Origin of the sequence: Luteibacter sp., assembly GCF_036500425.1 — a bacterium.
GTDB lineage: Bacteria > Pseudomonadota > Gammaproteobacteria > Xanthomonadales > Rhodanobacteraceae > Luteibacter.
In genome coordinates, this window is sequence record NZ_DASYCB010000051.1 from 95,713 (window position 1) to 108,389 (window position 12,677).

Below are 12,677 nucleotides of genomic sequence, written 5' to 3' on the forward strand. Positions count from 1 at the left end.
ATCAGCTCCGCCACGGTACGCTTGCGTTCACGCGCCGGGTTTGACCGTGGTCACATTTGGCCGTCTAAATGCGTTCATCTTCCTGAAGCCGCGACTTCACGCGAATGCCGCCACATAAGTGTCATGCAGGACTTCCGTGAGGCTCAAGCCGTCGGCGCCATGCGCCCGGCGGAACACCGACGATGCGGTTGAAGACACGGGTGAAGTGGCTTTGCTCGGAGAAACCACAACACAAGGCCACATGACTCAACGCGACCGCGGGGTCGGCGAGCAGGCGCTTGGCCCGCTCGACGCGGCGGCGAAGAATCCATTGTCGCGGCGAGACACCCTGGGTGATTCGGAACGCGCGCGTGAAATGACCGGCCGACATACCAAACAGCGCGGCGACATCGTCCGAGGTGAACGAGGCATCCAGATGCTGCTCCATCCACGCGATCGCACGCTCGCACTGCCAGGGCGCGAGCCCACCGGGTACGCGCCATGCGGGCGTGCGGGCCTTGCCCGGTGCATGCGCAGCGCGCAGCGCCAGTGCCACTTCAGCAAATACCGTACCGTCGAAGTCGCGTTGATCGGCCAGGCGCGCCAGCAAGGTGCAGAGTGTCGCAACGGGCGCACAGGACGTCGCCGCCTGGCTAACCGGTTCTTCTCTCAGCAAGATCCCCCACTCGGCCACACTCGCGCCGTAGGCCACCAACAGGGGCGCTCTTCCGGCTGTACCGGGGTAATCAACGATATCAAGGGCGCGTTGCGCGCGCAGTGCGACGAGCGTCTGCCGCAACAGGGCATCCGAGCGACACGATACCGAAATGCCCACGGGATCGACGAGGAACCCAAGCGCAGGTTCGTTGATGGCTGCGTTAAACGACATGATGGGTGCCATCTGGACTGACTACTATCGTCGTGACCATGTGCCTGTCGCGCAAGGTCTCCAGCGTTGCTAATAAGGCAACGGATAGTTCCCCACCAGGGTGATTGATGCCGCCTTGGATCCGGCGCGGGCTCTTCCACGCGCAGTGGCGCATACTGCGGCGCTATCTCGTTCGCGGAGCTTATTCCATGCCTTCACTCGGCGCTATCGCCTTCCTGGTTCACGACTACGACGAGGCCATCGCTTTCTTTACCAAAGCGCTTCGCTTCGACTTGATCGAGGATACGCCGCAGGGACCTGATAAACGATGGGTCACGGTCGCGCCGCGCGGGTCGAAAGGCACCCGGCTGCTGCTGGCGAAGGCAGCGAACGACGATCAGCGCGCCCATGTCGGCAAGCAAGGTGGCGGCCGCGTGTTCCTCTTTCTCGAAACGGATGACTTCGCCACCGACCACACCCACATGCTCGCGCACGGCGTGAGGTTCAGGGTGGAACCCCGTCACGAAGCCTATGGAAGCGTCGTCGTGTTCGAAGATCTTTACGGTAATGGCTGGGATCTCATCCAGCCCAAGCGCTGAGGAAGCCGCCATGACCGAACGACTCCGCGTTGCCGTGCTGGACGATTACCAGCACGTCGCGAGGCAGAGCGCCGACTGGGCCTTGCTCGATGCGCTGGCCGATGTCGTCGTCTTTCATGATCACGTTGACGATGAAGTGTTGCTGGCCCGGCGATTGAACCCTTTCGATGTAGTTTGTGTGATGCGTGAACGCACGCCAGTGACTGCGACGCTGATGGCGGCGCTACCGCGGCTCCGCCTCATCGCATCGACGGGCCGGGCCAACGCGTCCATCGACCTCGCGGCAGCGGCGGATCACGGCATCACCGTAGTCCACACGAACTACGCGTCGACGCCGACCATCGAGTTCACCTGGGCGGCTATCCTTGGCCTGGCACGCAATCTCGCAAACGAGGCGGCCTCGGTGCGCGCGGGCGGGTGGCAACAGGGTATGGGCGTGGAACTGGCAGGCAAGACGCTGGCCCTGCTCGGGCTGGGACGCATTGGCTCGGCGGTGGCGCGCATCGGCCAGGCCTTCGGCATGCAGGTGATCGCGTGGAGCCAGAACCTGACGACAGAACACGCGGCAGGGTACGGCGTGGAGCGCGTGGAGAAGCAGGCCTTGTTCGCCCGCGCCGATATCCTCAGCATCCACACTCGGCTCAGCGAGCGCACACAGGGGCTGGTCAGTGCCGAGGCACTGGGCTGGATGAAACCCACTGCGCGTCTCGTCAATACATCGCGCGGCCCCATCGTCGATGAGGCCGCGCTGATCGAGGCCTTGGTCCAGGGCCGGATCGCCGGCGCCGCGGTCGACGTATATGACCCCGAGCCCCTACCCCTCGATCATCCGTTCCGCCGCCTGCCCAACGTACTTGCCACGCCCCATATCGGTTACGTCAGCGAGGAGATGTACCGCACGTTCTACGGCGATACGGTGCGCAACGTTGTCGACTGGATCGGCAAGGTCAGAACGTAGCGACCTTTTCGCCATCCTTCTTGCTTTCCTTTGGCTTGATCGTCATCAGTTCCAATGGCTTGCCGTCGGGCAGCCGGATCTTCCAGCCCTGCTGAAGGTCGGCCAGGTCGTTGACGCGCGGGCAGATGCTATTGGCCCGCGCCTCAAGGTCCTTCGAACGCTTGTCCATTTCCTGGTTGAGGCTCTTGTCCAGGGCGCTGGCGCGGGCCGTCAACGCCGCCACCTTGGTGCTGTCGCCCGAAAGCGCGGCTTCGACTGCGCTGGAGGTCACGGAGCCCACCAGTTCACCGACCGAATCGGAGACCGAACCCGCCACGGTTTCAGTCATGCGATCGCCCGACCAGTGGCCGCTTCCCACGCCTTCGTCGATCTCCTTGATGGCCTGCGCCTGTTTGCGCTTGAGCTTGGCCAGCATGGCTTCGCGCTGCGCTGGCTCGGCGAAGGTCATGGTCACCGTGGTCATGGCGTCGAAACCCATCTGAATGCCGGCACGGGAAATCGCTGCCACTTCGGGCAGGAGCTTGCGGACACCGTCCTCGTAACGGCGCAGCGCCTGGGCGTCGCTGGCGGAGACCGCCACCTCACGGCCATCCACCTCCAGCGCGCCATCGTGAAGGAAGACCTTCGCCGGGGTACCGTCGGTACGGTGAAAGCTGAGCCCCGCCGGCGTCACGTCGACGTCGTAAAGGGTGCCGTAGTCGTGCTTGCACGTATCCGTGCTGAAGTTGAAGCTGGCGGCCGCGGTGGCGCTACCAGCGCTGAGCGCGAGGGCGGCGGCCAATCCGGCCGTGGCAAACAGGTGACGCATGGTCCTTCTCCCCAAAGGTGTTCGCGGGCTCAGATGCCTGCGGCTCATGCATGGTTTAAGCCTATAGCCAGCCCATTGCATGGGCGGTTCGTCACCCCCTGACTTCCGGCAGGGTCAGGAAGCCAGGCCGCGCTCCCTGGCGTATTCGGACAGGCGGCTGTCATGGTCGATGCCCAGCTTGCGCATCGCATCGCGTTTTTGCCGGCTCACCGTCTTGACGCTGCGGTTCAGCCGGTCAGCGATCTGCGTGATCGACATGCCGCCCACGTAGAGCCGCACGACCTCGATCTCGCGCGCGGATAGCCGCACATCCGCCAACGGATCCTCTACGCACTTCTCGTCGAACTGCTTGCGAATGGTCTCGCTGATGAACGAGCGGCCGGCGACGGCGTAGCGCACGGCCACCGCCACTTCGCGCAGGGGCGCGCGCTTGTCGCAGAGGCACGAGGCACCGCGCGAGCGCATCTGCTGCAGGACGGCCGTATTGTTCACCATGGTCAGGATGACGATGGGCAAACGTGGGTAACGGCGACGTATCGTATCGAGAAGTAACAAGCCATCACCATGTCGCCCCCCTGGCATGGAGAAGTCGGTGACGATGACATCGCATGGCCGGGTCGCCAGGAAATCGAGGAGCTGGTCGCCATTCGCCGCCTCACCGATCACCTGGATATCACTGGCCTCAAGCGCCGCACGCGTGCCCATCAGGACCACGGGATGGTCATCGGCGATGATCGTTCGCAGGAGCATGGCTTCGGCTGCCCTCCGTGGCCTGGTGCGTAAGAGCGCGGAGAGTAACGCAAACGCGTCATAGGCAACGATATCGTGCCGCGAATGCGTGATTCGCCGTGCGCGCCCTACGAATTACCTCAAAACTTTCTGCGATTTTTCAGACTAGTCTGATTTTCATCGTACGCCGTACTCGTAATGCTGCTGATTCGCAGAGGCGGGATATAGCCCATGAATGAGCAATGCATTGATTACCACATCGCCCATGTCGGCGACGCGTGGGGGATTTTCCGGGACGGCACGCAGATCGGCGTGCGCGATAACCCGGCGGATGCGATCGCGTTTGCCAATTTTTTCGCTGATCGCGAAACCCTGATCGCACCGGTGCCGGTGCACGTGACAGCGGATACGCTCCTGCACCGGGTGATACGCGACTTGCGAATGGCGGCTTAGCGGCCTGTCGCGCCACCCAGGTTGGTCATGTCGAGATGGAGCAGGCGCAGGCGGGCAATATGGCGGCCAATGACCGCCCGATCGCTGGAGGTCGCCCCCAACCGCAGGAAGACATCGAGCAGGCGACGCTCCATGTGTTCGAGCGTGCGGATATAGGTGACGTCGGGGTCATTCGACAGCTTGACCGAGGCCTCCATCATGGTGCGGCGGACACCACTCAGCGGGCCGCCAGCGCGGGCGGCCCGGCCCCCGGTCGCCTCGACGGAGGCCTGGAGCTCGCCAGCGATCGAGGTCAGGGAATCGGCTGATTCATTGAGAATCGCCTTCAGGCCAGGCTCCCGGACGCCCCGGGCTGCCTGCTGATACAGGTCGCGATCCGCGATGACTCGACGGATCAGGCCATTCACTACACGGTTCGAGCTGCGTTCCATGGGTCGAAACGTTAGCCCCGTCGGACTTAGCCGGCCCTAAACGGCAGACAGGTCGGTTAGCCGCCGGTCATCCACCGGTTTCGAGCAGGAGCAGCGGTCGTCCTGCTGCATCGTGCAAGCCCGATTGAAGCTCACCGATCTGGCGCACCTGTGGGCAAAGTGCCTGGATGCGCGGCCTCAGCGCCGCCGTGACCTTGGCGGCCACCCGGGCCTGGGCGCCCGTGGAGACCGATGCCACGCGGTCGCGGAGTGCCGCGGCTCCCTGGAGGTCGCCGCTCATGGCGAGTTGCATAGCCTCGCCACCCACATCCTGGGTCAGCAGCGGGATGATGTCGGAGACGATTTCCTGTGCGTACTCCCGCATGGCGTCTTCCTGCCAATCGCGCGTGCTCTGGCTCGCGGCGATCCGGCGCTTGATGTCGGCGACGCGGGCATTGAGCGTGCGGTCGAGCTCGCCGCTGGCCGCCGCGCCCGGCGCGGCCGTGGCGGCCTCTTCGCGGACCGCGCGGGATGCGATATCGACGCCATCACTGGCGATCGCCTTCACCTTGGGCAGCAGGGCGCGGACACGGCCCTCTAACAACGCCACGCGGTCCTGCTCGTCAGGGCGCAGGGCGACGGCCCGCCCATCGGTCGTCAGGCTGCCATCGTGCATGCGCACGCTGCGCGGGGCGACATCGGCCCGATCAAACGAGAGGCCATCCGGCCGCACCGTGAGGTCGTACGTGCTCGCGAGGTTGCAGGTGGTGCCCAGGTCCTGGGCAGCCGCGCCGCCCGCGAAGCAGGCGGCGACGGCAAAGACGAACAAGCGTGCAGTCATGGGCGATCCGGGTTGAAAGCCCTTCGATAGCGCTGCGCGGGCGAATGCCCGCTGAACCGTCACAGCGTCAGCTTGGCGAACTGCTGGCGCACGCGAACCGTGCCGAGGGCCCAGGAGAGCCAGGCCAGCACTGGCACGGATACCGCCTTGAGCACCAGGCCGATCAGGAGGATGTTGCGGTGCTTGGTCCCGGCCATGAGCAGATCGGGTGGAAGCCCGCTTTGTCCGAGCACCACGCCCAGTTGTTGCCACTGGCCAAAGGCGATCCAGGCCGTCCATGCGGCCCAGGCCGCCAGCAGGATCGCAATGACACGCATGACCCCGCGGGCGCGTTCGCGCCAGCGCAGGGTCGCCAGGGCAATAACCATGGTGGCGAAGGCGGCCAGCGCATAGCCGACCGACCACGCCAGGGCGACGTACGGATTCATGTCCGCCACGTCAGCCGCAGACATGCCCGAGGCGGCCCGGCCGATGACTACCGACGCATAACCGTTGATGACGAAGCCAACGGCGGCCAACAACATGACCAGCCACACCACGATTCGCCATGGGGCGAAGGGACGGCCCCCATGGGGGGCCTTCTTTGCTTCGAACACGCTTAAGCGCCCTTGCCCTTCAGCTCGGCGAGGTCAGCCAGGACCTGGCCCGAGTTCTTTTCCGGGTCGACATCCTTATAGACCTTGGCGATCTTGCCGCTCGGGTCGATAAGGAAGGTCTCGCGGCGGGCGTACTTCACGCCCATCTTGTTGTTCAGTACGTCGTACTTCGTGGCAACGGTGCCATCGGCATCGGACAGGAGCGGGAAAGGCACGTGGTACTTCGCGGCGAACTCGCTGTGCGACTTGACGTCGTCCAGGCTCACGCCAAGCACATCGGCGCCGGCCTTGTGCAGCTTGGCGATGTCGTCACGGAAGGTGCAGACCTCGGTGGTGCAGCCGCCCGTAAAATCCTTCGGGTAGAAGTACAGCACCAGCCACTGGCCCTTGTGGGTATCCAGGGTGTGCCACTCGCCCTTCTGGTCCTGCAGCTTGAATTCGGGGGCCTTATCGCCCACCACGGGCGAGGCGGCCCAGGCGGCAACGGAAACGAGGCATAGAGCGGTGAGGGCAAGCAGACGGCGCATGGGGACAACCTCGGTGGGTGGGATCGCGTGAGTGTACTCGCCACGGCCCGAAGGTTGCCCGCGCGCACGAAAAAGGGCGCCCCAAAAAGGCGCCCTGATGCTCGTGTAGGAGCGCGCTTGCGCGCGACCCGCGGGTGCCGCAAGCACCCATCGCGCGCAAGCGCGCTCCTACAGGGGCCTTACTTACCGATCTTTTCGATCTCGAACTTGCTCAGGTCGACGCCCAGGTTGAAGCCACGGCCGGTACCGGTGACCGCCAGCGAGACTTCGCCCTTGGTCATTGCCGCGCTCTCGGCGCTCTTCACCACGCCGGCATTGGCGCCGCCGCTGGCGTATTCGCCAAAGATCTCGTGGATGCCCTTGACGTTGGTGAACTCGCCCTTGCCGCCTTCGATGCTGAATTTGCCGGCGGTGAGGCCGCCGCCACGGACGTGGATGATCACGTCGGCGCTCTGGCCGTTATCGCAACGGACGTGGCCCCGACCGTCGGCCTTCTTGTAGATCGCCGCCCAACCCGTGGTGCTGAAGGTCATGTGGCACCTGGTCGCCGCTTCGCCTGCCTGCGCCGGCTGGGCTGCGAATGCGCCCGCGGCAGCCAGGGCCAGGACAGCCATACCGGTGATGCGCTTGATCATGTGGGTTCTCCGTGTGTCAGGTGGCAGGAAACTGCGGTGGGGGGATTCTCCACTCACGAATGTGAAGAAACACGGAGCCCCTTCCCAGGTGTTCAGGAATGAAACAGTTTGGTGGAGCTCCCGTGAACCACTCGCCGCGGAGGTGCGACCGGCCTAACATCATCCCCAGTCTCATGAAACAGGGAGCGCCCCATGCCCAAGCACATCCTCGTCGGCTACGACGGCTCTGAAACGGCCCGCCGTGCCTACCTCTTCGCGCTGGAACTGGGCGCCTGTGCCGGGGCGCGGGTCTCGGTCGTGTCGGTCTACCAGATGGAGAATGGCGCCGATACCGCCGCCCTGATGATGGCCGACAACGCCCGTGAACGCCTGGCCGCGATCCGCGCCGAGCTCGATGCGCTCCAGCCGGCACCCGGGGTGGGGCTGGAGGTCAACCTCGTGCACGGCAGCCCGGGCGATGCGTTGCTTACCTACGTGGCCCAGCACGGAGCCGACCACATCGTCATCGGCCATACCGAGCGGGGTGCCCTGGCCCGCTGGCTGGTCGGATCCACCTCCACGGACGTCCTGGCCAAGGCCCGGGTCCCGGTCACGGTGGTCCGGTAAGCCGGCCGAAAGCCCCTGCTGATGCACTCCAATAGCCACGCTGCCGTGGCTTTGTCACAATTCGGTCAGACGCCCCTTAGAGGGCGACCTGGATAAGCGATCGAGGAACACCAGCAGTGAGCTACGTTGCCACCTTGCCATGGACGCTCGAATCATTGGACTTCTCGCAGATCGATATCGAGAAAGTCCGGGAAAACGAAGACCTTTTCTTTCTACTGTGCAGCTCATCGTTCGTCGAAAGCGGCTCGGACCTGTACACGCACAACCTTGTCGACCACTTTGCCGGCGATGATGTCCTTCAGGGGTGGCTGCGCGACCACTGGGAGCACGAAGAGCTTCAGCATGGCCGTGCGCTGGCGGCCTACGTGCGCCACGTATGGCCGGAGTTCGACTGGGATACCGGCTTCAAGAACTTCTTCGCGCACTACGGCTCGGTGTGCACCGCTGAAGAGCTTGAGCCCAACCGCGGGCTTGAGCTTGCCGCGCGCTGCGTGGTGGAAACCGGTACCGCCAGCCTCTACCGTGCGCTCAACGATGTGACCGACGAGCCCGTGCTGCGTGACCTCACCAACCGCATCAAGAGCGACGAGGTGCGGCATTTCAAGCACTTCTACCAGGCGTTCCGTATTTACCGCGAGCGCGACCGGATCAGCCGCTTCAGCACCTTGCGTACGCTGCTTAAGCGCTTGAGCGAGATCAAGAACGAAGACAGCGATATCGCGCTGCGCCACGTGTTCAATACGCGCTACCCCGATAAGGCACACGATGATGCGGAGTTCTGCCGCGTGATCACCAAGGCCGAGGGCATGCTCAAGCGGCATATCCCCGCCGAGATGACCGTGAAGATGTTGCTACGGCCGCTGGATCTTCCGGCGCGGGTGAACAACTTCCTCGAGAAGCCGTTAACTCGTATTACCGAGAAGCTGTTCCTGCATTAAGCGAAAGCATCGCGCGCAAGCGCGCTCCCACACAAGACCTGCGCAGGTCCCTTGTAGGAGCGCGCTTGCGCGCGATAGCTCTTATTTTTTCTTCTTGGGCAGATCCTGCCACTTCGCCGGATCGAAACCGCCGGTCTCGAAGGTCAGCGTGGTTTCCCCACGCGACACCGTGACCACATCGATGGTCAACCGCCGGGTTTTTGCCAGGTCCTTCAGGAACTGGGCATCATTGCGGAACAGCAGCGCCGGCTCGCCGGTCGGCGGGCGGAAGGCCTTGATCACCTTGGCCTTGCCGTCGAATGTTGCCTTCAGCGAGCAATCGCCCTTGCAGACGAAGCCCTTCCCGGCCACCGCATAGAGAAACACGCTCTGTCCCCAATCGGTGTGCCGGCGCAGGATCAGGCGAACCTGTTCTTCGCCCGTGGGCCGGGACGACTGGATGGTGGCCGTGCTTTGCGTACCGCCCTGCATGGGCGACACCTGGTACAGCCACAGCGCGGTGAGACGGTTCTTCTCCGTCGTCTCCTTGTACGCCTGCTCCATCGGGTCGAGGGTTTTCTTCACCTCCGCCGCGGCCGGTGAATCCGGGTACTTATCGATGATTTCATGGCCGATCTGCACCGCCGGACCGTCGTTGTGCAGCTTCAGCAGCTGCTGGTAGATCTCCAGCTTCTTCGCTGCTTCGGCGTTGCTGTCGTTCGCGGCGGCCTGCGGCTGGGCGGCCGGCTGCGCATCCTGTGGTTGCGAACAGGCGCTGGCCAACGAGGTAAGGGCGATGAGGGCAGCGATGCGGCGCATCATATTGCGATTCCCGGCGTGAAAGGCCGTAGCTTCGCGCGCGAATGGCGCTACTGGCAAGGCACGGCCTAAAACAAGCCCACAACAGGCGTAAAATCCGTGGACGCCCCAAGGACGCCCCATGTCGTCGAACCCTGCCGAGACCTCGCTGCTCCGCTACCCCGCGTTTATCCAGTTCTGGTTCGCGAAGAATGCGTCCAGCTTTGGCTTCCAGATGATGTCGGTCGCCGTAGGCTGGCAGATCTATTCCATCACCGGGCGCGCCTTTGACCTTGGCCTGATCGGCCTGGTCCAGTTCATCCCTTCGGTGTTGCTCGCGCTTCCCGCCGGCCATGTCGCGGACCAGTTCGATCGCCGGCGCATCGTTCGCGCCTGCCAGGTCGTCGAATGGCTGGGCATCGCCCTGCTCGCCGCCTTCAGTTTCAGCGGCCACATCAACGAAGCGGGCATCCTCGCCCTGGTCTTCGTCGTCGGCATCGCCAAGGCCTTTGAATTCCCCGCCATGCAGTCGATGTTGCCGGCACTCGTGCCGCTATCGATCCTGCCCCGGGCCACGGCGTCCAGCGCCGCGGCCGGCCAGGCCGCGATGATCGCCGGCCCGGCCCTCGGTGGCCTGCTTTACGTGGCTGGACCGGCCGTCGTGTATGGCGTCTCCGCCCTGCTCTACCTCGGCGCGCTCGTTTTCATGTCCCGGCTGCGCTATGACCATGCGCCACCCCGCCGTGAACCGGCCACCCTGAAGACGCTGTTCGCGGGCGTGCATTTCATCCGTAGGCGCCCGGCCGTACTCGGCGTCATCTCGCTCGATCTCTTCGCCGTGCTGCTCGGTGGCGCGACGGCGCTCCTGCCGATCTTCGCGAAGGACATCCTGCATACCGGCCCGTGGGGCCTCGGCCTGCTGCGTGCCGCGCCGGCGGTGGGCGCCCTGCTTTGCTCGATCTGGCTCTCCTCGCACAGCCTGAAGCGCCGGGTCGGGCCGATCATGTTTGCCTCCGTGGCGGGCTTCGGCGTGGCGACGCTGGTGTTCGCCGTCTCCACCTCGCTTTGGCTCTCGATGGGCGCCCTGTTCGCCCTGGGCGCCTTCGATATGGTCAGCATGGTGATCCGGGGGGCCCTGGTCCAGCTGGATACGCCGGACGACATGCGCGGACGCGTGAGCGCCGTGAATGCGATCTTCATCAACACCTCCAACCAGCTCGGCGAATTCGAGTCGGGCCTCCTCGCCGCCGCGCTGGGCGCGGTGAATGCCACCCTGATCGGTGGCCTCGGCACGCTGGCGGTCGTGGGCCTGTGGATGTGGTGGTTTCCCTCGCTGCGCCGCCGCCAGGGCCTCGTCGAGGACCCCGAGCCCGTGGAGGGCGCCAGCAGCACGATCTGACGCGGGCCCGGAAACGTGGTATGACTTGGACGTCTATACCGCCAAGGGGATGTCCGTCATGAAGCACGTGCTAGCCGCCGCCCTTCTCGCCGCCGTCGCGCCCGCCTGGGCCGCGCACGAAGGCCCCGCCAGCCTGGATGCCGCGCTTGCCCAGGGCAAGCGGGAGCACAAACCGGTGCTGGTCGATTTCCAGGCGGTCTGGTGTTACTCGTGCTATTTCATGGCCAGCCATGTGCTCAACGGCAAGGAATGGGACGATCTTTCGAAGAAGGTCATCTTCTACGAAGCCGACGCCGACAAGCCGGCCGACCAGGCCTGGATGAAGAAGTGGACCGTGCATTTCCTACCCACGTATGTCGCTGTCGGGCCCGATGGCGAGGAACTCGGCCGCATCCTGGCCGAGCGTCCACGCGAAACGTTTTACCCCGAGATCAACGGCATCCTTTCGGGCGATGCGAAGCTATCGAAGTTGAAAGCCGACGCCACGAAGGGGTCGATGGCCGCCGTCGCCGAAGTCCTTGAGACCTACAACCTGCGTTACGCGGGCACGGAGGGCATGGCCTGGTTCGACACGCTCCCACCGATGGTCCGTAACGTGTCCGACAAGGACAAGCGCGTCGCAGTCGCAAAGCAGCGTTTGCTTCTGCTCCAGGCCAAGGCGAAGAAGGATGACGCTGGCATTCGCGACGCCTCGACGAAGCTGCTCGCCACCGACATCGGCTGCGATCGAGCCTACGTCCTTGACGACCTGCTCGGCGCGACCGAATCCGAGCCGGCGGCTGCCCGCGCTGATGTATTACGCCCGCAGAAGGCCGCCTACGACCAGTTCCTCACCACCCGGGTATTCAGCGCGACGCCCACCTGTGCCGACCAGCGCAGCGCCGTACTCACCGGCGCCGATCTGGAGGCCGGCCTGCAGGATCCCACAGCAGAACAGGCGGTGCTGAAGCAAGGCATCGATTCGAGCCGCGCGAAACTTCACGGTGACCTGAAGAGCGATCGCAATGCGGCAGATAACCTGCGCGTCTATCTGGTCCGCGCCAAGGCCGGTGATGAACTCGATACGGTAGAGAAGCAGCTGATCGCTGCGTATCCGGACGACTACGTTTACAACTACCGGCACGGCCGTCGTTTGGTCGAGGCGGGCAAAGCGTCTGAGGGCCTGCCGTTCCTCGAGGCGGCTGCGAAGAAAGCGTACGGCGCGAATACGATCTCGGTTGCGACGTACCGTGTGAAGGCTTTGCTTGCGCTAAAGCGCGATGAGGAAGCGAAGAAGCTCGTCGCACAGACGGTGGCTTCGCAGGGTAAGGCGTTTCCAGAACAGGCGAAGAAGCTGGAGGAGACGCTCAAGTCCTGAGCGTATCGCTTCACTGCTTCGTAGATTAATCGCGCGCAAGCGCGCTCCTACAAGTCAGCCGCACGCCTGTAGGAGCGCGCTTGCGCGCGATGGGTAACACGATCTCCTGGCAAGTAGGTGGCGCCAACGCTACTCGCGCCGCGTCGATGGCATGTCGACGTTATGCACTGGTACGCTGCATGCCCTTCCACACGCCG

At 64.3% G+C, this 12,677-nt stretch carries 16 protein-coding genes; 7 read left to right on the forward strand and 9 right to left on the reverse strand.

Annotated elements, in window-relative coordinates; genetic code table 11:
- Positions 1–121: 121 nt before the first annotated feature.
- The gene (locus VGN46_RS12855; protein ID WP_331644103.1) at positions 122–868 is read right to left on the reverse strand and encodes an AraC family transcriptional regulator; all 747 of its coding nucleotides are present in this window, start codon (positions 866–868) and stop codon (positions 122–124) included.
- Between the two features lie 188 nt (positions 869–1,056).
- Between VGN46_RS12855 and VGN46_RS12860 the strand changes: the two genes are divergently transcribed.
- Both VGN46_RS12860 and VGN46_RS12865 read left to right on the forward strand, forming a co-directional pair.
- Positions 1,057–1,446, forward strand: coding sequence for a VOC family protein (locus tag VGN46_RS12860; RefSeq protein WP_331644104.1), 390 nt, complete (start codon positions 1,057–1,059; stop codon positions 1,444–1,446).
- A gap of 10 nt (positions 1,447–1,456) precedes the next feature.
- Positions 1,457–2,404, forward strand: a complete 948-nt coding sequence (locus tag VGN46_RS12865; RefSeq protein WP_331644105.1) for a D-2-hydroxyacid dehydrogenase family protein — start codon at positions 1,457–1,459, stop codon at positions 2,402–2,404.
- Here the strand turns inward: VGN46_RS12865 and VGN46_RS12870 are convergent.
- Together VGN46_RS12870 and VGN46_RS12875 are read right to left on the reverse strand one after the other, a co-directional pair.
- The gene (locus VGN46_RS12870) at positions 2,394–3,212 is read right to left on the reverse strand and encodes a DUF2884 family protein (RefSeq protein ID WP_331644106.1); all 819 of its coding nucleotides are present in this window, start codon (positions 3,210–3,212) and stop codon (positions 2,394–2,396) included. The genes VGN46_RS12865 and VGN46_RS12870 overlap by 11 nt on opposite strands.
- A 114-nt stretch (positions 3,213–3,326) precedes the next feature.
- Positions 3,327–3,962, reverse strand: coding sequence for a response regulator (locus VGN46_RS12875; RefSeq protein WP_331644107.1), 636 nt, complete (start codon positions 3,960–3,962; stop codon positions 3,327–3,329).
- Between the two features lie 210 nt (positions 3,963–4,172).
- Here VGN46_RS12875 and VGN46_RS12880 point away from each other — a divergent pair, with 210 nt between their 5' ends.
- Entirely contained in the window at positions 4,173–4,394 is a 222-nt protein-coding gene (locus VGN46_RS12880; RefSeq protein WP_331644108.1) for a hypothetical protein, read from the forward strand.
- On the opposite strand, the gene VGN46_RS12885 is transcribed toward VGN46_RS12880, so the two are convergent.
- The 5 genes from VGN46_RS12885 to VGN46_RS12905 all read right to left on the reverse strand — a co-directional run bounded on the left by VGN46_RS12885 (position 4,391) and on the right by VGN46_RS12905 (position 7,403).
- Entirely contained in the window at positions 4,391–4,825 is a 435-nt protein-coding gene (locus VGN46_RS12885; protein WP_331644109.1) for a PA2169 family four-helix-bundle protein, read from the reverse strand. The genes VGN46_RS12880 and VGN46_RS12885 overlap by 4 nt on opposite strands.
- A gap of 67 nt (positions 4,826–4,892) precedes the next feature.
- Complete coding sequence (locus VGN46_RS12890) at positions 4,893–5,645, reverse strand: DUF2884 family protein (RefSeq protein WP_331644110.1); 753 nt, start codon at positions 5,643–5,645, stop codon at positions 4,893–4,895.
- 59 nt (positions 5,646–5,704) lie between these two features.
- Complete coding sequence (locus VGN46_RS12895) at positions 5,705–6,241, reverse strand: hypothetical protein (protein ID WP_331644111.1); 537 nt, start codon at positions 6,239–6,241, stop codon at positions 5,705–5,707.
- A 2-nt stretch (positions 6,242–6,243) separates the two neighbouring features.
- Entirely contained in the window at positions 6,244–6,768 is a 525-nt protein-coding gene (locus VGN46_RS12900) for a peroxiredoxin (protein WP_331644112.1), read from the reverse strand.
- Positions 6,769–6,947: 179 nt separating this feature from the next.
- Positions 6,948–7,403 (reverse strand): hypothetical protein, encoded by a 456-nt coding sequence (locus VGN46_RS12905; RefSeq protein ID WP_331644113.1) that lies wholly within the window; start codon positions 7,401–7,403, stop codon positions 6,948–6,950.
- Positions 7,404–7,595: 192 nt separating this feature from the next.
- Between VGN46_RS12905 and VGN46_RS12910 the strand changes: the two genes are divergently transcribed.
- Both VGN46_RS12910 and VGN46_RS12915 read left to right on the forward strand, forming a co-directional pair.
- Positions 7,596–8,009, forward strand: coding sequence for a universal stress protein (locus VGN46_RS12910; protein ID WP_331644114.1), 414 nt, complete (start codon positions 7,596–7,598; stop codon positions 8,007–8,009).
- 116 nt (positions 8,010–8,125) lie between these two features.
- Positions 8,126–8,947, forward strand: a complete 822-nt coding sequence (locus tag VGN46_RS12915; RefSeq protein ID WP_331644115.1) for a ferritin-like domain-containing protein — start codon at positions 8,126–8,128, stop codon at positions 8,945–8,947.
- A gap of 81 nt (positions 8,948–9,028) precedes the next feature.
- Here the strand turns inward: VGN46_RS12915 and VGN46_RS12920 are convergent, their stop codons facing one another.
- A complete protein-coding gene (locus VGN46_RS12920; protein WP_331644116.1) occupies positions 9,029–9,748 on the reverse strand; it encodes a hypothetical protein in 720 nt (239 codons plus the stop codon).
- A 118-nt stretch (positions 9,749–9,866) separates the two neighbouring features.
- Between VGN46_RS12920 and VGN46_RS12925 the strand changes: the two genes are divergently transcribed.
- Both VGN46_RS12925 and VGN46_RS12930 read left to right on the forward strand, forming a co-directional pair.
- Positions 9,867–11,123: an MFS transporter gene (locus tag VGN46_RS12925; RefSeq protein WP_331644117.1), complete on the forward strand. Its 1,257-nt coding sequence runs from the start codon at positions 9,867–9,869 to the stop codon at positions 11,121–11,123.
- A 58-nt stretch (positions 11,124–11,181) separates the two neighbouring features.
- Complete coding sequence (locus tag VGN46_RS12930; RefSeq protein WP_331644118.1) at positions 11,182–12,480, forward strand: thioredoxin family protein; 1,299 nt, start codon at positions 11,182–11,184, stop codon at positions 12,478–12,480.
- The last annotated feature ends 197 nt before the right edge of the window (positions 12,481–12,677 follow it).